Consider the following 21228-nt stretch of genomic DNA (forward strand, 5'->3'; position numbering starts at 1 on the left):
TCGATGTTTGTAGGGGGACGATCAAGCCGAAAGCCTGCGGCTCAGCGTCTGTAGCGTAGAATGTCGCCGTTGAAATCCGGTGACGAACCCGCCGTCCGCACAGGTTTGCTCTGTGTCAGGCCGTAACCCAGGGCCTGCATGTTTCGCGTGAAGTGGGGCTGCAAACCCCGGCCAGGGTCCACGACCACGACTTCGCACCGTGGCTGCGCATGCTGTTCCACGAAGTTCGAGAGCGCGTCGATCTGCTCGACGGCGTACAGCACGTCGCTGCCGATGATCAGATCGTAGCGGTCGAGGCTGGACGGCGCATCGGCCCAACCGGTGCGGACGAAGGGAATCGCCCGCCCATTGTTGAGGCGCACGTTCTCCGCCAAAAAATGGCCGGCTTCCGGGTGAAAGTCCGTCGCGGTGATGTCCGCGTTGCGGCTGTTCAGCATCAGGCTCGCCAGACCGATCCCGCAGCCTACTTCGAGGATGCGCTTGTCGCCGCACTCGAAGTCGCTCATGAACTGCGCCAGCACGCGGCTCGAATCCCAGAGCACACCGAACAACGGCCAGTTCGACAGCGGCATGCCGAAGGCTTCGGCGGTCTGTTCGGCATCGTCCGAAAATTGTTGGAGATCACGCAGCGAGCGCACGTGAATGTCCACGTGATCGAACTCGATGGTCTGGTAGTTCAGGCGAACGCTGGGCATGGATTGTCTTGTTGTCGACGGCGGGCAGCGCGAGGGCGCGGCCGCAGCCGTGCGGTATGGGGGGCGCCGAGTATGGCGGAGTCGGCGTCTTTGTGATCCGGGGCGCTGGTGTCCTCATGCCCGGTGTCCGGCATGAGCTTGTGTGGGTGCCGGCGGAGAACTTAGGGTCAGGTCTTGCTTCTTGACGAAACCCGTCGATCAACACCTCGCGCGATCCGGCTTACGGTCGAGTAGTGCAGACCGAAGTGCGCGTCGATCTCCGGCCGAGCCCGTCGACAAAGGCGGCACGATCTTCCTCATTGAGGAAGATCGTTTGACGGGCATTGCCGCGCGCCATCACATGATGGATCGCGCCGAGGAATTCGATGCGTAGAGGACGGGCCATCCGGGGAACGTAGCGAAGCCAAAGAAATTCGGCAAGGAACAAGACCCGACCCCAATGCCCTGCCCGACCCCAATGCCCTGCCGTGTGAGCCGGGCGCGGCGGGGCATAGGGAGCGACTCGGTCTAATAACGGGTGATGGAGTGTAGCGAAAACCGTGGTCTGTCCCCCGTTACTCCTTAGATTCCGTCAGAAGAGAAGTAAACAAAATCAGTATGTTGTATGGCTTGGTGAAGCACCATGAATGTACGGAAAGCTGTACTGAGGGCGTTCGCAAGTAAATGATCGCTGTGATCGAGCTCGCCCACGGTTCGGGCTTGTCGTACCCTGAGATACCGGATTGGGTTGCTTCGCAACAGGCGAGGCGGCTGATCGACGTTGCCAGGGAGTCAAGCATGAACAAGGAATATCGATCTACGCTCGCGGCGGTCGTTGCGATCTGCGCGCTGACCGCCTGCTCGCGCGACGAGGCCATGGCCGCGCCCGCGCCGGCCGAGACTGCGCCGATGCCGGCCGGAGGCGCTGTCGCCGAAACCTTCGAGGTGACGCCGGTTTCGCATGCCACGGCCGTCCTGCACTGGGCCGATAAGGTGATCTATCTCGACCCGGTGGGTGGAGCGGAGGCCTTCGCCGGTATGGATGCGCCGGATCTGGTGCTGGTCACCGATATTCACGGAGACCACCTCAGCGCGGACACGCTGACGGCGGTGATCGAGGACGGTACCGTCATCGTTGCGCCGCAGGCCGTGATCGATCAGCTGCCCGAGCCCCTCGCGCAGCGCACGACGATGCTCGCGAACGGGCAGAGCCTTACCGAGCACGGCTTTTCGATCGAGGCGATACCGATGTACAACCTGCCCGAAAGCGCGGATGCGTTTCATCCCAAAGGGCGCGGCAATGGTTACGTGATCGAGCGCGAAGGTCTGCGCATCTACGTGGCAGGCGATACCGAGGACGTGCCGGAAATGCGTGCGCTCAAGGACATCGACGTGGCGTTCATTCCCATGAACCTGCCGTACACCATGACCGTGGAAGACGCCGCGGACGGGGTATTGGCCTTCGCCCCGAAGCGGGTTTACCCATATCACTTCCGTGGAACGGAGGGGCTCAGCGATGTCGAAAAATTCAAATCCCTGGTGAACAGCGGCAATCCGGATATCGAGGTGGAACTGCTCGACTGGTATTCCGGCACCTAGTGTGGTGTCCCGGCGGTCAGGCAATCAATCGCGAAGGGATGGTGCTGCGAGACAAGGCGCGAGGAGGAGGCATGGCCGTTAGTTTCGGGCGCCGTGCACGAAGATTTTGACGGCCAGATTCACGGTGCTCTCGATTTCGGCCTCGCTCGGCGTGTCGCCGATCACCGCGCGGTGGAAGATTGAGGTGATCGCCATGTCGTGGAACAGGGTCGCCGCTTGCTCGGGGTCGATGCGACGCACGGAGCCGGTCTGCTGGTGGTGGGCAATGAAGCCGGCGATGAAATGGCTGGACGCCGCCGGTCCATGGCGGAACCATGCCCGCGTGACTTCGGGGATGCGCGCGGCCTCGGACACGATCAGGCGCCAGTAGGCGAGGTGCCTCGGACGGAGCACAATCTCGAGTAGCTTGTTCGCGATTCGGCGCAGGCCGTTTTCCAGCCCCATGCGGCTCGTGCGCACGGCTTTGAGTTCGGCGACGAATTCGTCGCTGAGATCCTCGATGACGGTGACGAACAGGGCCTCCTTGTTGGCGAACTGGCTGTAGACCGTGGCCTTGGAGCCGCCGACACGCCTGACCACGTCGTCGATCGAGACGCCGTCGTAGCCGTGTTCCAGGAACAGCGCGGTGGCGGCCTCACGGATGCGACGGTTGCGGTCGCGGCTGCGGGCAGTGCGAAACTGCTGAGCGCCGGCGACTGTGTCGGTCGGGCGAACGATCGTTTTCGCGGCGTCGCGGCGATCTACTCGCTTGTTGGTCATAAGTCTGATGAGTCTCTGCTCGTGGCTCGGGTTCGCATTCCGCGATCACCCGCGGATGGCCAAATGAAATCAATGTCGCCCGCGTCGGTCAGCTGGGTCCGCACGCCGATGATGCAACGTATTTGCAAGCCTTGTACCTGAACGGCCGAGCCCTGCCGGACTTTCTTGCTTGTACTGAACGGTACAGTTTGGTTATAGTGTACAAACGCGTTCGGTCGGGTCACAGGCCGGGCGCGAAATAACAAATCAGGTGTACCGAGCGGCAGCGTTCCTAAAGAACGCAAAGCGAGGGAGACGATGAAGCGAACTGGGAGGTGGGCGAGCGCAGCGGCGACGCTGCTCGCGAGCGCCGCAATGCTGGTGGGGGCGATCACGGTGCACGCCCAGGACGACGCGGACAGCGCCGCGCCATCGAATCCACACAAGTTGCCGGAAACCGACATGGGCGTGGGCGCGATGCGCCACTACCTGGACATCGAAGCCGGCGTGGATGCGACTGGCGCCGTCTCACTGGCACACGCCGCAGCCGCCAGGAACCCTCAGGCTCCGGACGCGATCCCGATCGGCAGCGCCACCTGCGTGGCCTGCCACAGTCAGGAGAACCTGCAGTTCTCGCACACGATTCATGCTCGCGCGCTGCGTTCCGGTGCCCTGGGTTCGAACGCGGACCGCACCTGCGAAAGCTGCCATGGTCCCGGTTCGCTGCATGCCGCCAGCCCGACCGTTGCGGGCAGCATCATCGCCTTCACGCACGGCAGTGCCACGCCGGTGGAAACCCAGACCGAAACCTGCCTCGGCTGCCATACCGGCGGCGCGCGCCAGCACTGGATCGGTTCGATACACGAGGCGCGGGGACTGTCCTGTTCGGATTGCCACAATCCGATGGCGAAGATGTCGCCCGAGGGCCTGTTGACCAAGCAATCGATCAGCGAAACCTGCGCCGGCTGCCACCGCGACGTGCGCGCCAAGTTCAACCGGCGCTCACACATGCCCTTGCCGGAAGGGCAGATCTCCTGCGTGGATTGTCACAACCCGCATGGCACCGTCACCGATCCGCTGCTCAAGACCGATACCGTCAACGGCACCTGCTACACCTGCCATGCGGAGAAGCGCGGCCCCTTGCTGTTCGAACATCCGCCGGTCCGCGAGAGTTGCCTGAATTGCCACGATCCGCATGGTTCCAACCAGCAGACCCTGCTGGTCGCGCCGCTGCCGATGCTGTGCCAGCAGTGCCACACGATGACGCTCCATCCCAACGATCTGCAGACGCCGGCCGGCCTCGGTACCGGGTCCGCGCCCGACGAGCGTTTGATGGGACGCGCCTGCATCAGTTGCCACACCAATATCCACGGCTCGAACAATCCGTCCGGCGCGAGGTTTCACAAGTAGGCGGGGGAGGCAGACATGACAGTCAATCACGCTCTGATCGCACTGCTCGGGCTGGGTGTCGGTATCGCCTGCGCCCCGGCCTATGCCGATTCCAGCGACAGCGCCCGAGTGGCCGATATCCAATACGGCAACGGGCTCGATCCCAGTGGTTTCGCCGCGCTATCCGATCAAGCCGATCCGGTCGGAATGTCGTGGCTGCACGCCGGCAGTCTGCGTTCGCCCAGCGGTATCCCCTATGGCTTTCCCACGTTGCCGCCACCGGAGCACGAACAGGGCGCATGGCGTTACAGCGGCCTGCTCAGCGCGGGCGTCATCAATCTTTCGGGCGACGACGATGCGCAGCTGTTCCGGCAATACAGCGACTGGAGCAATGGCCTGGTGCTGGGTTCGCTCTGGTTCGACGCCTACCGCCCGGACAGCGGCCACTACGCGGATTTGCGCGCCAGCCACCTCAGCGAGAACGACCAGTTCTACCGCTTTCGCGCGGGACGCTACGGGCGCTACAAGATCGAAGGTTTCTACCGCGACATGCCGCATGTGGTTTCAACCACCGCGTACCCGATCTGGAACGGCGTCGGTACCGATAGTCTGACGCTGCCCGAAGGACTCACGCCGGGCGCCAGCGATCCGGCCGCGATCGCGGCCGCGGTGTCTGGGGCGCCACGCAGCACGGTTCGCGTCGACCGCACGCGCACCGGCCTGAGCGTCGAAGGCAATGTCGCGAAACGGTGGATCGGTTACGCCGCCGTCAGCAACGAGGAGCGCGACGGCACCCGTTTGTGGGGCGGGTCGATGTTCTTCAACTTCCCGTTCGCCAACAACGGCGGCATCGTCGAAACCGTGCGCCCGATCGACTTCACCACCACCGACCTCAGCGTCGGCGCCCGCTTCGTCGGCGATCTCTGGCAGTTCAACGCGGTCTACAGCGGCTCGTTCTTCCGCAATCACAAGGACAGCCTCGATTTCGAAAGCCCGTTCATCCTTTCGCCGGTGACCGGTACGCCGGCGGCGGGTGTGGTGGGCTACGGCCAGTTCTCGCTGGAACCGGACAACGATGCGCACAACCTGCGCCTGGAACTGTCGCGCCGTCTTCCGTGGAACGGGCAGATGTCGCTGACCGGTGCGGTGGGCACGATGCGTCAGGACGAGACCCTGCTGGCGCCGGTGACTTGCGAAGGTTCGATCGGCGTTTCAGGAACGCCATTCGTGGCCGACTGCGCGAATTGGAACAGCAGCGCCTCGCTGTCGCAGACCAAGGCCGACGCGCGCATCGACACCTTGCTGCTCGATGCCAAGTTCAGCTTCCGGCCCAGCGCAAAGTTCGGCTGGCGCGCCGAGCTGCGCCACTACGGCGAGGATAACAAGACGGACTACCTGGCCTACAACCCCTTGACCGGCGAATACGGCTACATCTCCGAAAACGGCTCACAGGGCAGCGTCGTGCCTGGGGAAATGGGCATCTTCGACCCCAACAATCCGCTGTATCAGTCCTACTTCGCTCACATCCGTTCCACGCCGTACGCCACCGACAAGACCAATTTCGATCTCGGCGGAGACTGGCGTGTGAACTGGCAGAACACGCTGAGCCTCTCGTTCGGATTCGAGCGCCGCGAGCCTGAATATCGCGAACGGTCGAGGGTCGACGAAAGCCGCGCGACCCTGGCCTGGGTCAGCCGTTCGATCGCGAATGGCTCCCTGCGCGTGAGCTACGAGTTCGCCGACCGTGGCGGAGACAGCTACGACTATTTTCCGTATGACGCGTTCTACTCCACCAGCATCGACGGCTTCGTGGAGAAAGAAGGCGCCAACCCGTTCACCGTGTCGGCGATGCGCAAGTACGACCTCAGCGACCGGCGCCAGCACAAATTCCGGGGAATCTTCATCCACCCGGTCGGGCAGGCCGGGACGGTCTCGACGATCCTGTACGGCCAATACAATGACTACAGCGCGCGCATCGGCCGTCAGGGCGATCGCAACATCGGCCTGACGATGCAGTGGGACTACCAGCCAGCGCCCCATTTCAGCATGGGCGTCTATGCCGGGGCCGAGGTCGGCGAGATGAACATGGCCAACGTCTCCGACAACGAAGGCGTCGTCAGTTCCGACGCCGACCTGGGCGGCGACAAGTACCCCTTGGAGAACGTCTGGAAGGAAACCAGTCAGACGCAGGATCTCAATTTTGGGCTCAATCTCGTGCGCGACTTCGGGCGTACCCGGGTCGACGCCGCCTACAGCTTCGTTTACGCGCGTGGCGAGATCGCCTACGACTACGCTTCGCTGGGCGCCATCACCTTCAACCAGCAAGCCTATCCGGGGGAATTCTCCCCCTATCCGGACACGCACTACCGCGTGCACAGCGTCGATCTCGGAATCACGCGCAATTTCTCACAGCGTTTCGCGGCGCGCCTGTTCGGACGTTACGAAGTCGGCGATTTCGACGATTGGCACTACCTTGGATTCGAAGACGCCAGGCTTTATGACCACCGCATCTACACCGACGAAGGCCCCAGCCGCCACTACGAAGCCAGCCTCGTCGGCGTGATGCTGCAGTTCAAGCTTTGAGGGGGCCACCATGAGATTGCCCAGGATCTTTGTCGCTGCGTGTCTAGTTCTCACGCTATCCGCAGGGCACGCCGCATCGGCAACGCCCGTGGACTTGCGAGGGGCGCCAGCGGTGCTGGCCGGTGACCCGCAGGCAGGCGAGGACAAGGCCGGTACCTGCCAGGCCTGTCACGGCCCGGCCGGCCACTCCGTGGTCCCGACCTTTCCCGTGCTGGCGGGACTGCCGCAAAGCTATCTCTACTTTCAACTGGCGGAGTTCAGGAGCGGAATCCGCAGTAATCCAGTGATGTCCGCCCAGGCCCAGGGTCTGAGCGAGCAGGACATGCTGGACCTTGCCGCGTACTTCTCGGCACAAGACGCCAAGCCGCTGGACGCAAGTGCCGAGGATCAGCTCATCGCTCGCGGCCGAGCGGTATTCGCCCAAGGCGATTCGCGGCAGGGCATACCGCCGTGCCAAGGCTGCCATGGCGCCGATGGTCGCGGCCCGCGCCCGCAGACGGCAAGCACGCGCACGCCATGGCACAGCTTTCCGTCGCTGGCCGGCCAGCAAAGCGCCTACGTGCTGTCCCAGCTCAAGGCATTCAAGAGCGGCGAACGTGATTCGAACAGCAACGCCCGTGTCATGCAGGGCGTGGTGCAGGGCATGGACGAAGCCACCATGCGGGCCCTGGCCGAGTACGTGAAGACGCTGCCCTGACGGCGGCGATCGAGGCACGGCGCGGTGGCCGTGTGAACATCAACAGGCTCCGGGCAACAGGCCCCCGAGCCTCACAGGAGAAAGGCATGCAGAAGCAGTACGATCGCCGGCATTTCATCAAGGTCGCAGGGGCTTCCCTGGCGACCGTCACCGTCGGTGGTCTATGGGCCGCTCCGGTGCTGGCGCAGGAAAAGCTGTCGACGAGCGATCCCACCGCACAGGCGCTGCACTTCGTCGAAGACGTGTCCGCGCTCGACAAGTCGCAGGCGCCGACCTACAAGGAAGGTAGCCATTGCGGCGATTGCGTGCTGTACCAGGCCGCATCCGAAAAGGACGGCTACGCGCCCTGCGGTGCGTTCGGCGGCAAGCTCGTCCCCCGGAACGGCTGGTGCGCAGCCTGGGCCGCGCAACCGGCCTGAGGCTCGCGGCGGTAGCACCACAACCGATTTTCCGGCTGGCCGATCCGTCTTCGATATGAGCTGCTCGACGCTCGGATAGTCCCGACGCGCCTTCCCGATTCGGCGGGGCTGCGGCGATTTCGTCGCGGATGCGTGCCGCAATTGACGCTGGTCAAGGTGTCGGGGGTGTCGCGGCGTAGAGTTGCCCGCATGAGCGATACCTCCATCGGAACCGTGAGCGCCGTGCGCGGCGCTGTCGTCGACGTGCGTTTCGGAGCGGGCGAGTTGCCGCCGCTCGAATCGGCGCTGCGGATACACGCGGCCGGGCTGGGACAGCCGCTGCTGGTCGAGGTGCAGAGCCACGTCGACCCCGAAACCGTGCGTTGCGTGGCGCTGTCCGGTACCGCCGGCATCGCCCGTGGAGCGCAGGCGCATGCGAGCGGCGAGTCACTGACCATTCCGGTGGGGCCCGATGTACTCGGCCGCCTGATCGACGTGAGCGGACGCGTCGGCGACGGCGGCGCGGCACTGCCCGCCGATACACCGAAATGGCCGATCCAGCGTCCGCCGCCGCCGCTGGAGCGGCGCAGCGCACACATCGATCTGTTCGAGACCGGCATCAAGGTGATCGACCTGCTGGCGCCGGTCGGGCAGGGCAGCAAGGCGGCGATGTTCGGCGGTGCCGGTGTCGGCAAGACCGTGCTGGTGCTGGAACTGATCCAGGCCATGGCCACCGGCTACGAAGGCATCTCGGTGTTCGCCGGCATCGGCGAGCGCTCGCGTGAAGGCCACGAACTGCTGCTCGACATGCGCAACTCCGGGATGATCGACAAGACCGCGCTGCTGTTCGGACAGATGAACGAACCGCCGGGCGCGCGCTGGCGCATCGCGCTGGCGGCGCTGACGGTCGCGGAGTATTTCCGCGACGAACAGCACCAGAACGTGCTGTTGTTGATGGACAACGTGTTCCGCTTCGTCCAGGCCGGCGCCGAGGTTTCGGGCCTGCTCGGGCGCCTGCCGTCACGCGTCGGTTACCAGCCGACCTTGGCCAGCGAGGTCGCGGCGCTGCAGGAACGCATTGCCTCCGTAGGCGGGCGTTCGGTCACGGCGATCGAGGCGGTCTACGTGCCGGCCGACGATTTCACGGACCCGGCCGTCACCACGATCGCGACCCATCTCGAAAGCCAGGTCATGCTGTCCCGGTCGATGGCGGCCGAGGGCATGTATCCGGCGGTCGATCCGCTGATGTCCAGCTCGGTGCTGCTCGATCCCGGCCTGGTCGGCGAGCGCCACTACGCGGTGGCGCAACAGGTCCGCGAGGTGATCTCGCACTATCGCGAACTGCAGGACATCATCTCCCTGCTCGGCATCGAGGAACTGGGCGCCGAGGATCGGCTCAGCGTGGGTCGCGCGCGACGTCTGCAGCGCTTTCTGACGCAACCGTTCGTCGTGACCGAAGCCTTCACCGGCAAGCCCGGCCGCAGCGTCAAGCTCGACGACACCATTACCGGCTGCGAGACCATACTCGCAGGGAAGACCGACAGCTGGCCCGAAGAAGCCTTCTTCATGGCCGGCACGCTCGACGAGGTGCGTGAGCGCGCCCGTGCCCAGGTTGCGGCATGAGGCTGCGTCTGACCAGTCTCGGCGAGCTGCTGGTCGACGCCGAGGTGCGCTCGGTGCGCGCCGAGGATGACAGCGGGGCCTTCGGCATCTTGCCGCGGCACGTCGACCTGTTGACCACGCTTGAGGTCGGTGTGGTGAGCTGGAGCGATGCCGATGGGCTTGCGCACCACTGCGCCGTACGCGGCGGTGTCCTGACGGTGCGTGATGGCGAGGTGTCGGTGGCCACCCGCGAAGCCGTGCTCAACGACGATCTGGAGCAGCTCGAATCGACCGTGCTGGAGCGCTTTCACGAACGCGATGATGAGGAGCGCCAGGCGCGCGTCGGCGGCCAGCAACTGGAACTGCGCGCCGCACGCGAAATCCTGCGCTATCTCAATCCGGGACGCGGAGGCATGCCATGAGTCCGCACGGCAAGGACGAGGACGAAGTGCTGGCAGGCGTGCGCCGCCGCGTCGAGCGCGAGCGGCGCTGGCAGCGCGAGGGCGATCCCAGTCTGGCGCGCCAGTTCGCGCGTGTCGGCGTGCTCGGTTGGCTGGTGGTAGTGCCGGCGCTGCTCGGCATCGCCTTGGGCCGCTGGCTCGATCATCACTTCGACAGCGGCGTGTTCTTCGGCGGCGCGCTGCTGTTCGCCGGAATCTGTCTCGGCTGCTGGTCCGGCTGGCGCTGGATGCAGGAATCATGATCACGGCGGCCTGGACGCTGCTGTTCGCCGTGCTCGGCTTCGCGGCCGGCACCCTGCATGTCGCCAGCCTGGCCCGCAACGTACGCATGCTCACCGATGGCGGTTCGGCCCTGTCCACGGTGGGCCTGCTGGTGCTGCGTTTCGTCGTCAGTGGCCTGGTGCTGGTCTCGGCGGTTCACTATGGTCCGCTGCCTTTGCTGGCGGCGCTGGGCGGCTGGCACCTGGCCCGCAGCCGTGGATTGCGCGCGGAACGCGCCTCGTGAAGTCGCCACTCGTCTCCGAAGTGCTGTTCCACATCGGCCCCGTGGCAATCGGGCATCAGGTTGCCGCCACCTGGGTGCTGATGGTGGCGTTGAGCCTGCTCTGCTATTTCGGTACGCGACGGCTCGAGGTCGAGGCGCTGGGCCATTTGCAGGTGCTCTTCGAAGCTTTCGTTGAAACCGTGCAGTCGCAGATTCGCGACACCATAAAATGCGAGCCACGCCGCTTTCTGCCGCTGATCGCGACGCTGTTCCTGTTCATTTTCTTCGCCAATCTTTCGTCCCTGGTTCCCGGTTTCGAACCGCCGACCGCGTCGATCGAAACCGACGCAGCACTGGCGCTGATCGTGTTCTGCTCGGTGATCGTGGAGGGCCTGCGCGCGCACGGCCTGCTCGGCTATCTGCGGACCTTCGCCTCGCCGAGCTGGGTGATGATTCCGCTGAATCTGCTCGAACAGTTGACGCGCACGTTTTCGCTGATGGTGCGCCTGTTCGGCAACGTCATGAGCGGCGTGTTCGTGATCGCCGTGGTGCTGTCCCTGGCCGGCCTGTTCGTGCCGATTCCGTTCATGGCCCTGGACCTGCTCACGAGCGCGATCCAGGCCTACATCTTCACCGTGCTGGCGATGGTCTTCATCGGCGCCGCCGTGCACGAAGACAGCTGAAACCCACTCATTTCGAGGAAACCCCGCATGGACATCAACTGGATCGAAGTCGTGAGCATCGTCAGCGCCGGCTTCGCCGTGGCTTTCGGCGCGCTCGGCCCGGCGCTTGCCGAAGGACGTTCGGTGGCGGCAGCGATGGACGCGCTGGCGCGCCAGCCGGAAGCCTCGGCAACGATCTCGCGCACGCTGTTCGTGGGCCTGGCGATGATCGAGACCACGGCGATCTACTGTCTGGTCATCGCCTTGCTGCTGCTGTTCGCAAACCCGTTTGTCGCCTGAGGCGCCCATGACGATCGACTGGACCAGCCTGGCTCTGCAGACGATCAACGTCCTGGTCTTGCTGTGGCTGCTGCAACGCTTCCTGTACCGTCCGGTACTGGCGGTGCTGGAGCGGCGCCAAACGGAAATCGGCGAGCGCCTCGCCAAAGCCGAAACGGCGCGGCTCGAAGCCGAAGCGGCCAAGACCGAGATCGCCGCCGAACACGCCAGTCTGGCCTCGCAGCGCGAGCAGCGGCTGGCACAGGTCCAGGCCGAAGCCGAAGCCGCCCGCGCCGCGCGCATGCAGGACGTGGCCGTACAAAGCGCGCGTCTGCTCGATGAGGCACAGCACCAGATCGAACGCGAGCGCGCCGAGGCCGAAACGCAGCTGCGCGAGGATGCCGCCACCCTGGCCGCGGACTTCGCCGCACGCATACTCGAACGGGTGCCGGCCGGCGTGCTGACGCGGGCCTATCTCGAAGAATTGACCACGCAGAAGGAGGCCTTGCAGGCGCTCGGCGCATCGGAACTGCGCGTGGTCTCCGCCTCGCCGCTGGCCGAGGACGAAACCACAGCCATCCAGGCGCGTCTGAGCCCGCTGCTGGCGCATCCGGTGCAATGGCGCTTCGAAGTCGACGAAAGCCTGATCGCCGGGCTGGCGGTGCACGCCGACGATTCCGTGATCGCGCACAGCCTGGCGCAGGATCTGACGCAGCTCAAGGCCGCGGCGCTTGAACATGACACTGTCTGAGGCCCTGGGCGGCTGGTTGCCGCAGGCGCGCGAGCGCGCCGCCGCCGCGCCGCTCGGCGGGCACACCGAAACCTATGGCCGGGTCGAATCGATCGCCGACGGCGTGGCGGTCGTGTCCGGCCTGCCGCAGGCACGGCTGGACGAACGTCTCAGTTTCGAAGGTGGCCCCAGTGGCTACGTGCTGAACCTGGAGGCGGATCATCTGGCCTGTGTGCTGCTCGACGGTGCCGAATCGCTGGGCGCCGGCCTGCGTGTGCGTGGCACTGGCGAGATCATTCGCGCCCCGGTGGGCGACAGCTTGCTCGGGCGCGTCATCGACCCGATCGGCCGGCCGCTCGACGGCGGCGCACCGATCGAAGCGGCCGAGTGGCTGCCGGTCGAACGCCCGGCGCCGGCGATCTTCGAGCGCGACCTGGTCACCCAGACCGCGTATACCGGCATTGTCGCGATCGACAGCCTGTTCGCGCTGGGGCGCGGCCAGCGCGAACTGATCATCGGCGACGCCGCCACCGGCAAGACCGCCATCGCCACCGACACCATCATCAACCAGAAGCACAGCGACATGATCTGCGTCTACGTCTCGGTCGGGCAGACGTCCGCCTCGACCGCACGCGTGATCGAGGCGATCCACGCGCATGGCGCACCGGAACGCAGCATCATCGTGGTCGCCGCCGCGTCGAGCGCGCCGGGCCTGCAGTGGATCGCGCCATTTGCCGGCTTCACCATGGCCGAATACTTTCGCGACCGCGGCGCGCATGCGCTGGTGGTGATCGACGATCTCAGCAAGCACGCCGCCACGCACCGCGAGCTGGCGCTGCTGACGCGCCAGCCGCCGGGGCGCGAAGCCTACCCCGGCGATGTCTTCTACGTGCATGCGCGCCTGCTCGAACGCGCCGCCAGGCTCTCGCCCGAGCGCGGCGGAGGTTCGCTCACCGCCTTGCCGATCGCCGAAACCCAGGCCGGCAATCTTTCCGCCTACATCCCGACCAATCTGATCTCCATCACCGACGGCCAGATCGTGCTCGACCGCAAGCTGTTCGACGCCAATCACAAGCCGGCGATCGACACCGGCCTCTCGGTCAGCCGCATCGGCGGCAAGACCCAGACCCCCGCGATGCGTCAGGCCGTCGGCTCGCTGCGGCTGGACTACGCGCAGTTCCTGGAACTGGAGATGTTCACGCGTTTCGGAACCACCGTGGAGCCGCGCGTACAGGCACGGCTGGTGCGCGGCCGGCGCATCCGCGCCTTGCTGACGCAGCCGCAATACGCACCGCAAACGCCGGCCGTGCAACTGGCGCAACTGCATCTGCTGCACAGCGGCGCCTTCGACGCCTTGCCGCCGGAAGCGGTGGCCAAACTGCGCGCACGGCTGCCGGACTGGCTGGCCGGAGCGGGGCAGGGTTTCGCCGACGCTGTCGCAGCCGGCGATGCCCTGCCGGAGGCACTGCTCAAGCAAAGCATCGAAGCGCTCAAGCAACTGCTGGGCCCGGCCCCATGAGCGGGCAGGACCCGCGGCTGGCCGAACGGATCGGCAGCGTGCAGCAGCTCTCCAGCGTGGTGGGTGCCATGCGAGGCATCGCCGCCGCACGCGCGCAGCAGAGCCGGCACCAGTTGGCCGGCATTCGCGCCTACGCCGAGATCGTGGCCGATGCGATCTCGCAAGCCCTGGGCCTGCTGCCGCCGGGCGATTCAGTGCCCGCAGCCGATACGGGCCTGCCCCAGGCCTGCGTGATGTTCTGCACTGAGCAGGGCTTTGCCGGCGCGTTCAACGACCGCATCTGTGATGCGGCAGCACCCTTGCTCGACGCGGGCGCCGTGCCCTTCGTGATCGGCGGGCGCGGCGCCCGCCTGCTGCGCGCACGCGGCGGTGAACCGCAGTGGTCGGCGCCGATGATCGCCCAGGCCGGCAGCGCACGCGCACTGGCAGACCGTATCGGCAAGGCCCTGATCGATGCGCTGGCGGCCGGCCGCATCGGCGGCGCCATGATCGTTCACGCGGCGCTGGACGGCACGCGCGTGAACCTGAAGCAGGAATCGCTGCTGCCGCTCGACGCCACCCGCTTCCCGCGCAGCAGCATCCAGCCGCTGACGTATCTGCCCGCACCGCTGCTGCTCCGCGAACTGGCCGCCGAATACCTGTTCGCCCAACTCGCCGCCGCCGTGCTCGAAAGCCACGCCGCCGAAAACAGCGCCCGCATGCAGGCCATGGCCGCCGCGCAAGACAACATCGGCCACCGCCTCGAAGGCCTGCGCCTGGATCAACAGATCCAGCGCCAGGACGCCATCACCGACGAACTCATCGAACTCGCCGCCAGCGTCCTCTAGCCAAACCCAACACCACATTTGCTCACTCCCACCCCGCCCGTAGGGTAGGCAGGCTTCACCTGCCCACGCCTTGCCTGGATGTAAGCACCGCCGGCTTTCTGACCCCGCAGCGCGGTCGGTCGATCCGCGTGGGCACGCTACGCTCTGCCCACCCTACGGATGGTCGGACTATTCCGGGGAATGGGCGGCGTCGTGTGCGAGGCTGCGTTCGGTGAAGAGGTAGTCCTTCAGCTCTTTCGAAAACTTGGGATCGTTGCGGCGTATCCATTCGATCAGCATTGACGCGTGCTCTTTTTCCTCGTTGCCGTTGTGCTGGAGGATCGCTTTGAGTTCTTCGTTCTGGCAGGCGTCGGCGCGCTGCTGGTACCAGTCCACGGCTTCCAGCTCTTCGATCAGGGACGACAGTGCGCGGTGCATGTCGCGGGTCTGCGGGCTCATGTCCGAAGCCGCTTCGTGGAGTTGTTCCATCGCCATGGCTGTTTGTCCTCGTGCCGAATGTCGAATTGATAGGTGATCCCGAGAGTTTAGGCATCTGTTCGGATTCGGCATTGATCCGTGTCAAACGCTCGGTCTACCGCTTCGCGGGAAATTGACGCAGGACAAGGGCGCCGCTGGCGCAACGGCCTACCCTGACCGGGCCTCGTCGGCATGGCCGGCATTCCGAAGCAGCCCATGACAATACGCAATCTGGATTCCCTGTTCGATCCCGCCTCGGTGGTGGCGATCGGTGCCTCGTCCCGGCCCGGCAGCGTGGGCGCTACGGTGTGGCGCAATCTGCGCAACGGCAGTTTTTCCGGGGCGCGCTATGCGCTCAATCCGAAGTATCACGAACTCGACGGTGAGCCGGTCTACGCCAGTGTGGATGCCTTGCCGCAGGTGCCGGAACTGGCCGTTGTGTGTACGCCGGCGGCGACGGTGCCGGGACTGATCGCGCAACTCGGCGCGCGGGGTACACGCGCGGCGATCGTGATCAGCGGCGGCCTGAATGCCGCGCAGAAGCAGGCGATGCTGGATGCGGCGCGGCCTTATCTGCTGCGCGTGCTGGGGCCGAACTGCATCGGCGCGCTGGCGCCGCATATTGGCCTCAATGGGAGTTTCGCGCACCTGGACGCCCGACCCGGCGAGCTGGCTTTCGTCTCTCAATCCGGCGCGCTGGTGACGGCGATGCTGGACTGGGCGCGTGCCCGCGACATCGGGTTTTCGCATTTCATTTCGCTGGGCGAGCAGGCCGATGTGGATTTCGGCGATCTTCTGGATTTTCTCGCCAGTGATCCCAAGACGCGGGCGATCCTGCTGTACATCGAGTCGGTGCAGGCTTCGCGCAAGTTCATGAGCGCGGCGCGCGCGGCGGCCCGCAACAAGCCGGTGATCGTGGTCAAGGCTGGCCGATCCAGCGCGGGCGGTCGTGCCGCTGCCTCGCATACCGGTGCGCTGGCCGGTTCCGACATCGTGTTCGATGCGGCCATTCGCCGCGCCGGCATGCTGCGCGTGGACACGCTTCAGGATCTTTTTCTGGCGGCCGAGACGCTGGCGCATTTCCGCGGCAATCTCGCCGATACTTTGACGGTGCTGACCAATGGCGGCGGGGCCGGGGTGATGGCGGCCGACGCCGCGGCGTCTCTGGACGTACCGTTGAGCGAACTGTCCGCCGACACGCTGCGGCGGCTGGATGCGGAACTGCCGGCCGGCTGGTCACACGGCAATCCGGTGGACATCATCGGCGACGCGCCGGTGGAGCGATACCAGGCGGCGCTGCGCGTGCTGGCCGACGACATGCCCGGCGGTGCGGTGCTGTTCGTGCACGCGCCAACGGCGATCGTGCCGAGTCTGGAGATCGCGCGCGCCATGCTGCCGCTGGCCCGGCATCAACCGCCCTGGCTGATGGGGTGCTGGCTCGGTGATACGGCGGTGGTGCAGGCACGGACGCTGTTCCGCGAAGGCGGCATTGCCGACTATGCGACGCCCGAGGTGGCGGTGCGTGCGTTCTCGATGCTGCGTAGCTATCGGCAAAACCAGGCGCAGCTGCTGGAAACTCCGGCGGTTGCTGGCCCCTCCAGGGTCGTGGACCCGGAGGCGGCGCGCGCGATCGTCGCGCAGGCGCTCGCGGCCGGCCGTGACTGGCTCAGCGAGCCGGAAGCCAAGGCGCTGCTGGCGGCCTACGCCATTGCCGTGGTCGAGACGCGCCGCTGCGACCCGCAGCCGGAAGCTGCGGCCGAGGCGGCGCAGGCGATCGGATTGCCGGTGGCCCTGAAGATTCTGTCGCCGGACATCACCCACAAATCCGATGTTGGCGGGGTTGCGCTGCACCTGGAGAACGAGGATGCGGTGCGCAGCGCGGCGGCGTCGATGCTGGAGCGTGTCCGCGCAGCAAAGCCCGACGCCCATATCGACGGCTTTTCGGTGCAGGCCATGGTCGAGCGGTCGCAGGCGCAGGAGCTGATCGTCGGTGCCAGCATCGATGCCGTGTTCGGGCCGGTGATCCTGTTCGGCGAAGGTGGCACCGCCGTGGAATTGCTCGCGGATCGCGCGATCGGGCTGCCGCCGCTGAACAGTCCACTGGCGCGGGCCTTGATCGAACGTACGCGCGTTGCGCGGCGCCTGGCCGGATACCGTGGCCGGCCGCCGGCCGACCGCGAGGCGATCGAGCGCGTCCTGATCAATATTTCGCAGCTGCTGGCCGATGTGCCGCAAATCGCGGAACTCGACATCAACCCGTTGATCGCCGACGACGCCGGCGTGATCGCGCTGGATGCGCGCGTGCGGCTGGATGCGCGCGCGCCGGCCGGTGTCCCGCATTTCGCGATCCGGCCGTATCCGCAGCAACTGGTCGAATCGGTGCGCTGGGAGGGACGCGAGCTGCTGTTGCGGCCGATCCGCGCCGAGGACGAGGCCCAGCATCTGGAATTCCTGGCCAGCCTCGCCCCTGAGGATGTGCGCCTGCGCGTGTTCAACAGCCGCCGCCATATCGAGCACAGCGAACTGGCGCGGTTGACGCAGATCGACTACGGACGCGAGTCGGCCTTCGTGGCCGTGGAATGCGTCGATGGCGTCGAACGGACGCTGGGCGTGGCGCGGGCGCTGAGCGACCCGGACAACATCGAAGCGGAATTCGGAATCATCGTGCGCTCGGGGCTCAAGGGTGGCGGACTGGGTCTGCTGTTGATGAACAAGCTGATTCGGACGCTGCGCGAACAGGGCACCCAATTTCTGATTGGCACGGTACTCGCCGAAAACCGGCGCATGCTGGACCTGGCCCAGGAACTCGGCTTCGAGCAGTTGCCAGCCGAGCGCGGCGACGACACCCGCGAGATCCGGCTGGCCTTGCAGGCGGACGCGAAGCCGGCCTGAGGAACGCGTCGCCCGTCGCGAACCCTCAGGCCGGGGAGGCGGCTTGCGCAATCCAGCGCACGCGCGGCTCGAAACGGCCCGGAGACAGCGGCGTGCCGGCCGGTCCACCGAGAATGATCGGTGCGATCGGCCGGTAGTCCGGTGGAATGCCGAGCGCCTTGCGGCCGTCGCTGGAATCCAGCCAGGGCAGCGCGGTGCTGACCCAGCAACTGCCCAGGCCCATGCTGTGCGCGGCGAGCATGATCGAGTAGGCGGCCATGGCGCAGCCGGCGTCGGCCAGCGCGCCGGGCTGCGTGGCGCAGACCACGATCAGGGCCGGTGCGCCGTAGAACAGTTCGTGCTCCGGCGCCTTCAGCTCCTCGCGCTGGCCGAAGAACGGCGAGCGGCGGCGCAGGGAGGTCAGCAGATGCTGCTTGGCGCGGCGCGACAGTTCGGACACCGTGGCGGGGTCGGCGCTCAGACTGAACGACCAGGGCTGCTGATTAAGATGGCTCGGCGCATTGCTCGCCGCCGCCACCAGCTCCAGCAACACCTCGGGGTCGACCGGCTCGGGTAGAAAGGCGCGCACCGCGCGCCGGCCGGACAGGGTTTCCATCAGTTTCATCGTCTGCTCGCGTGGCCGCTGGCGACCGTCTTGGATAGGGCGGCCACAGCTTTGTCCGCGTGCGCGGTGGTGGCATTGACGGCCGTCAAATTGACGGCCGTCAAGGTGGGCGTGAGGGGCGGAGCCGCACAATGGCCGCATGTCGATTTTCTTTCAGACCGGCTCGCTGCCGGAGCCGCTTGCCGGGCTGGCCACCCTGGCGCTTGATTTGCGCTGGTCCTGGAATCATGCGGCGGACCGCTTGTGGCGGCGCCTCGATGCCAGCCTGTGGGAACGCGAAAGCAATCCCTGGATGTTGTTGCAGAGCGTGTCCCGGGAAACCCTGGAGACCCTCGCCAGGGATCAGGATTTCGTGGCGCAGCTGTCGCAGCTGCTGGCGGAACGTGAGCGCTATCTGCAGGAGCCTGGCTGGTACGCGGCGGCACGGGGCGCGGACGGCCCCGCCGGCATCGCCTACTTCAGCCTGGAATTCGGGATCAGCGAAGCCTTGCCACTGTATGCCGGCGGTCTCGGCGTGCTGGCCGGCGACTATCTCAAGAGCGCCAGCGATCTGGGCCTGCCGGTGGTCGGCATCGGCCTGCTGTATCGCGAAGGTTATTTCCGCCAGTTGATCGACCCGCAGGGCCGCCAGCAGGAATCCTATCCCGGCAACGATCCCTGGCAGCTGCCGTTACAAGCGGTGGCCGAGGCGGACGGTTCACCGCTGACCATCGAACTGTTGCTGCCGGGCCGGACCGTGCGGCTGCGCGTGTGGTTGGTGGAGGTGGGACGCGTGCGCCTGTACCTGCTCGACAGCAACGATCCGTTCAACGCACCGCAGGATCGCGGCATTACCGCCAAGCTGTATTCGGGCGGACAGGAGCCGCGCCTGCAACAGGAGTACGTGCTCGGCGTCGGCGGCTGCAAGCTGCTCGAAGTGCTTGGTATCGAACCCGAGATCTGCCATCTCAACGAAGGCCATTCCGCCTTCGCCGTGCTCGAACGCACCCGCTTCCTGGCGCAGAAGCACGGGCTCGATTTCCGCGAAGCCTGGTGGGTGGCCCGTGCCGGCAATGTCTTCACCACGCATACCGCGGTCGATGCCGCGTTCGATCGCTTTGCGCCGGAGCTTGTGCGCAAGTATGCGCGTGCCTATACGGAATTCTCGGATCTGGCGCTGCACGAACTGCTGGGACTCGGCCGTGCCGATCCCGACGACGATGCGGAGCCGTGCAACATGGCCTATCTGGCGCTGCGCGGCTGCGCGCACACCAATGCCGTCAGCCGCCAGCATGGTGATGTCAGCCGCGCGCTGTTTTCGAGGCTGTTCCCGCGCTGGCCGCTGGACGAGGTGCCGATCGGCCATGTCACCAACGGTGTGCACGTGCCGAGCTGGGACTCGCGCGAGTCCGATGCGCTGTGGACCCAGTCCTGCGGCAAGGCACGCTGGAAGGGTGATGCCGCGGACCTGCACGAGCCGCTGTGCGACTTGTCGGCCGCGCAGCTATGGGAGTTTGCCGGCGCACGTCGCGCCAGTCTGGTTCGTCATGTGCGGCAGGTGCTGGGCGCGCAGCGCGGCCTGCGCGGGGAGACGCGGCAGCACATCGCCGAAGCCGCCGAGGTGCTGGACCCGAATGCGCTGACGCTCGGTTTCGCGCGGCGCTTCACCGCCTACAAGCGGCCCAATCTGCTGCTGCGCGAACCGGAGCGCTTGGAACGCCTGCTGCTCGACGCAACCCGGCCGGTGCAACTGGTCGTGGCCGGCAAGGCACATCCCGACGATACCGAGGGCAAGCATCTGATCGAGCAGTGGCAGCAGTTCACGCATCGGTCGGGCGTTCGTGGCCATGTGGTGTTCCTCGCCGACTACGATCTCGGCATCGCCGCGCAACTGGTGCAGGGCGTGGACCTGTGGATCAACACGCCGTCACGGCCCTACGAGGCCTGCGGCACCAGCGGCATGAAGGTGCTGGTCAACGGCGGGCTCAACCTGTCGGTGCTCGACGGCTGGTGGGCCGAGGCCTACACGCCCGAGGTGGGCTGGGCGATCGACGGCGACGGCGATGCGCTCGACGCCGAAACGCTTTATCGCCTGCTCGAGAACGAGGTCGTGCCGGCATTCTACGAACGCGACGCGGACGGCATTCCGCAGGCCTGGGTGGCGCGCATGCGCGCCAGCCTGTCGCAGTTGACGCCAGCCTACAGCAGCAATCGCATGCTCCGGGATTATGTCGAACAGCTTTACCGTCCGGCCGCCACCGCATATCGGCGGCGGCTGGCCGACGGCGGCGCGCTCGCGCACGAGTTGCAGGCCTGGTCCGAGGCCTTGCAGCGGCATTGGGACCACGTGCATTTCGGCGAGGTCGAAGCCCGGCGCGAAGGCGAGGACTGGCTGTTCCATGTGCCGGTCTATCTGGGCGATCTGTCGCCCGATTCGGTCAGGGTCGAGTTGTGCGCCTTGCCCGGCACATGCCTGGCGATGCAGCGCGAAAGCGCGATCACCGGGGCCGCGCATGGCTACATCTACAGCGTGCGTGTCGGCGCCGAGCGCCCACAGGACGACTACACGGCGCGCGTGCGCCCCTGGCATGCCGAGGCCGTGCTGCCGAGTGAATGCGGTCTGATCGCCTGGCAGCGCTGAGGCGCAAGCCGCTG

At 66.1% G+C, this 21228-nt stretch carries 21 protein-coding genes; 16 read left to right on the forward strand and 5 right to left on the reverse strand.

Features of this window, described 5'->3' with window-relative positions; translation table 11 throughout:
* Positions 1 to 41: 41 nt before the first annotated feature.
* Positions 42 to 695, reverse strand: a complete 654-nt coding sequence (locus tag RM530_RS08985) for a class I SAM-dependent methyltransferase (protein WP_311364886.1) — start codon at positions 693 to 695, stop codon at positions 42 to 44.
* Positions 696 to 915: 220 nt separating this feature from the next.
* Entirely contained in the window at positions 916 to 1080 is a 165-nt protein-coding gene (locus RM530_RS08990) for a hypothetical protein (RefSeq protein WP_311364887.1), read from the reverse strand.
* Positions 1081 to 1472: 392 nt separating this feature from the next.
* Here RM530_RS08990 and RM530_RS08995 point away from each other — a divergent pair, with 392 nt between their 5' ends.
* A complete protein-coding gene (locus tag RM530_RS08995) occupies positions 1473 to 2273 on the forward strand; it encodes an MBL fold metallo-hydrolase (RefSeq protein ID WP_311364888.1) in 801 nt (266 codons plus the stop codon).
* Between the two features lie 78 nt (positions 2274 to 2351).
* On the opposite strand, the gene RM530_RS09000 is transcribed toward RM530_RS08995, so the two are convergent.
* Complete coding sequence (locus RM530_RS09000; RefSeq protein WP_311364889.1) at positions 2352 to 3032, reverse strand: TetR/AcrR family transcriptional regulator; 681 nt, start codon at positions 3030 to 3032, stop codon at positions 2352 to 2354.
* Positions 3033 to 3329: 297 nt separating this feature from the next.
* Here RM530_RS09000 and RM530_RS09005 point away from each other — a divergent pair, with 297 nt between their 5' ends.
* The 13 genes from RM530_RS09005 (at position 3330) to RM530_RS09065 (ending at position 14642) form a co-directional block, all read left to right on the forward strand.
* Entirely contained in the window at positions 3330 to 4421 is a 1092-nt protein-coding gene (locus RM530_RS09005; RefSeq protein WP_311364890.1) for a DmsE family decaheme c-type cytochrome, read from the forward strand.
* A gap of 15 nt (positions 4422 to 4436) precedes the next feature.
* Positions 4437 to 6983 (forward strand): MtrB/PioB family outer membrane beta-barrel protein, encoded by a 2547-nt coding sequence (locus tag RM530_RS09010; RefSeq protein WP_311364891.1) that lies wholly within the window; start codon positions 4437 to 4439, stop codon positions 6981 to 6983.
* Positions 6984 to 7071: 88 nt separating this feature from the next.
* Positions 7072 to 7680: a c-type cytochrome gene (locus tag RM530_RS09015; protein ID WP_311364892.1), complete on the forward strand. Its 609-nt coding sequence runs from the start codon at positions 7072 to 7074 to the stop codon at positions 7678 to 7680.
* 86 nt (positions 7681 to 7766) lie between these two features.
* Entirely contained in the window at positions 7767 to 8099 is a 333-nt protein-coding gene (locus RM530_RS09020) for a high-potential iron-sulfur protein (RefSeq protein WP_311364893.1), read from the forward strand.
* A gap of 189 nt (positions 8100 to 8288) precedes the next feature.
* A complete protein-coding gene (gene atpD / locus RM530_RS09025; RefSeq protein WP_311364894.1) occupies positions 8289 to 9701 on the forward strand; it encodes a F0F1 ATP synthase subunit beta in 1413 nt (470 codons plus the stop codon).
* Positions 9698 to 10102, forward strand: a complete 405-nt coding sequence (locus RM530_RS09030; protein WP_311364895.1) for a hypothetical protein — start codon at positions 9698 to 9700, stop codon at positions 10100 to 10102. Before atpD ends, RM530_RS09030 begins: the two co-directional genes overlap by 4 nt.
* Positions 10099 to 10383: an AtpZ/AtpI family protein gene (locus RM530_RS09035; RefSeq protein ID WP_311364896.1), complete on the forward strand. Its 285-nt coding sequence runs from the start codon at positions 10099 to 10101 to the stop codon at positions 10381 to 10383. Before RM530_RS09030 ends, RM530_RS09035 begins: the two co-directional genes overlap by 4 nt.
* Positions 10380 to 10646, forward strand: coding sequence for an N-ATPase subunit AtpR (locus RM530_RS09040; RefSeq protein ID WP_311364897.1), 267 nt, complete (start codon positions 10380 to 10382; stop codon positions 10644 to 10646). Before RM530_RS09035 ends, RM530_RS09040 begins: the two co-directional genes overlap by 4 nt.
* Positions 10643 to 11308, forward strand: a complete 666-nt coding sequence (locus RM530_RS09045) for a F0F1 ATP synthase subunit A (RefSeq protein ID WP_311364898.1) — start codon at positions 10643 to 10645, stop codon at positions 11306 to 11308. The genes RM530_RS09040 and RM530_RS09045 overlap by 4 nt, the downstream gene beginning before the upstream one ends.
* A 27-nt stretch (positions 11309 to 11335) precedes the next feature.
* On the forward strand, positions 11336 to 11587 hold the full coding sequence (locus RM530_RS09050; RefSeq protein WP_311364899.1) for a F0F1 ATP synthase subunit C: 252 nt from the start codon (positions 11336 to 11338) through the stop codon (positions 11585 to 11587).
* A gap of 7 nt (positions 11588 to 11594) precedes the next feature.
* A complete protein-coding gene (locus RM530_RS09055) occupies positions 11595 to 12317 on the forward strand; it encodes a F0F1 ATP synthase subunit delta (RefSeq protein ID WP_311364900.1) in 723 nt (240 codons plus the stop codon).
* Positions 12304 to 13815 carry a F0F1 ATP synthase subunit alpha gene (locus tag RM530_RS09060; protein ID WP_311364901.1) on the forward strand — a complete coding sequence of 504 codons (1512 nt, stop codon included), beginning with the start codon at positions 12304 to 12306 and terminating at the stop codon, positions 13813 to 13815. The genes RM530_RS09055 and RM530_RS09060 overlap by 14 nt, the downstream gene beginning before the upstream one ends.
* The gene (locus RM530_RS09065) at positions 13812 to 14642 is read left to right on the forward strand and encodes a F0F1 ATP synthase subunit gamma (RefSeq protein WP_311364902.1); all 831 of its coding nucleotides are present in this window, start codon (positions 13812 to 13814) and stop codon (positions 14640 to 14642) included. Before RM530_RS09060 ends, RM530_RS09065 begins: the two co-directional genes overlap by 4 nt.
* Before the next feature lie 168 nt (positions 14643 to 14810).
* Here RM530_RS09065 and RM530_RS09070 read toward each other — a convergent pair whose 3' ends face one another.
* Positions 14811 to 15116 (reverse strand): ferritin family protein, encoded by a 306-nt coding sequence (locus RM530_RS09070; protein ID WP_311364903.1) that lies wholly within the window; start codon positions 15114 to 15116, stop codon positions 14811 to 14813.
* Between the two features lie 198 nt (positions 15117 to 15314).
* On the opposite strand from RM530_RS09070, the gene RM530_RS09075 reads away from it, so the two are divergent.
* Positions 15315 to 17990: a bifunctional acetate--CoA ligase family protein/GNAT family N-acetyltransferase gene (locus RM530_RS09075; protein WP_311364904.1), complete on the forward strand. Its 2676-nt coding sequence runs from the start codon at positions 15315 to 15317 to the stop codon at positions 17988 to 17990.
* A gap of 25 nt (positions 17991 to 18015) precedes the next feature.
* On the opposite strand, the gene RM530_RS09080 is transcribed toward RM530_RS09075, so the two are convergent.
* The gene (locus RM530_RS09080) at positions 18016 to 18594 is read right to left on the reverse strand and encodes a nitroreductase family protein (protein ID WP_311364905.1); all 579 of its coding nucleotides are present in this window, start codon (positions 18592 to 18594) and stop codon (positions 18016 to 18018) included.
* 139 nt (positions 18595 to 18733) lie between these two features.
* Between RM530_RS09080 and glgP the strand changes: the two genes are divergently transcribed.
* On the forward strand, positions 18734 to 21214 hold the full coding sequence (glgP, locus tag RM530_RS09085; RefSeq protein ID WP_311364906.1) for an alpha-glucan family phosphorylase: 2481 nt from the start codon (positions 18734 to 18736) through the stop codon (positions 21212 to 21214).
* The last annotated feature ends 14 nt before the right edge of the window (positions 21215 to 21228 follow it).

The organism is Banduia mediterranea (assembly GCF_031846245.1).
Lineage (GTDB): Bacteria > Pseudomonadota > Gammaproteobacteria > Nevskiales > Nevskiaceae > Banduia > Banduia mediterranea.

Coding starts and splice junctions, on each gene's coding strand:
- RM530_RS09060 (WP_311364901.1), top strand. CDS start 12,304: ATGACACTGTCTGAGGCCCTGGGCGGCTGGTTGCCGCAGGCGCGCGAG.
- RM530_RS09065 (WP_311364902.1), top strand. CDS start 13,812: ATGAGCGGGCAGGACCCGCGGCTGGCCGAACGGATCGGCAGCGTGCAG.
- RM530_RS08995 (WP_311364888.1), top strand. CDS start 1,473: ATGAACAAGGAATATCGATCTACGCTCGCGGCGGTCGTTGCGATCTGC.
- RM530_RS09010 (WP_311364891.1), top strand. CDS start 4,437: ATGACAGTCAATCACGCTCTGATCGCACTGCTCGGGCTGGGTGTCGGT.
- RM530_RS09080 (WP_311364905.1), bottom strand. CDS start 18,594: ATGAAACTGATGGAAACCCTGTCCGGCCGGCGCGCGGTGCGCGCCTTT.
- RM530_RS09055 (WP_311364900.1), top strand. CDS start 11,595: ATGACGATCGACTGGACCAGCCTGGCTCTGCAGACGATCAACGTCCTG.
- RM530_RS09035 (WP_311364896.1), top strand. CDS start 10,099: ATGAGTCCGCACGGCAAGGACGAGGACGAAGTGCTGGCAGGCGTGCGC.
- RM530_RS09070 (WP_311364903.1), bottom strand. CDS start 15,116: ATGGCGATGGAACAACTCCACGAAGCGGCTTCGGACATGAGCCCGCAG.
- RM530_RS08990 (WP_311364887.1), bottom strand. CDS start 1,080: ATGGCCCGTCCTCTACGCATCGAATTCCTCGGCGCGATCCATCATGTG.
- RM530_RS09020 (WP_311364893.1), top strand. CDS start 7,767: ATGCAGAAGCAGTACGATCGCCGGCATTTCATCAAGGTCGCAGGGGCT.
- RM530_RS09050 (WP_311364899.1), top strand. CDS start 11,336: ATGGACATCAACTGGATCGAAGTCGTGAGCATCGTCAGCGCCGGCTTC.
- glgP (WP_311364906.1), top strand. CDS start 18,734: ATGTCGATTTTCTTTCAGACCGGCTCGCTGCCGGAGCCGCTTGCCGGG.
- atpD (WP_311364894.1), top strand. CDS start 8,289: ATGAGCGATACCTCCATCGGAACCGTGAGCGCCGTGCGCGGCGCTGTC.
- RM530_RS09005 (WP_311364890.1), top strand. CDS start 3,330: ATGAAGCGAACTGGGAGGTGGGCGAGCGCAGCGGCGACGCTGCTCGCG.
- RM530_RS09000 (WP_311364889.1), bottom strand. CDS start 3,032: ATGACCAACAAGCGAGTAGATCGCCGCGACGCCGCGAAAACGATCGTT.
- RM530_RS08985 (WP_311364886.1), bottom strand. CDS start 695: ATGCCCAGCGTTCGCCTGAACTACCAGACCATCGAGTTCGATCACGTG.
- RM530_RS09030 (WP_311364895.1), top strand. CDS start 9,698: ATGAGGCTGCGTCTGACCAGTCTCGGCGAGCTGCTGGTCGACGCCGAG.
- RM530_RS09075 (WP_311364904.1), top strand. CDS start 15,315: ATGACAATACGCAATCTGGATTCCCTGTTCGATCCCGCCTCGGTGGTG.
- RM530_RS09040 (WP_311364897.1), top strand. CDS start 10,380: ATGATCACGGCGGCCTGGACGCTGCTGTTCGCCGTGCTCGGCTTCGCG.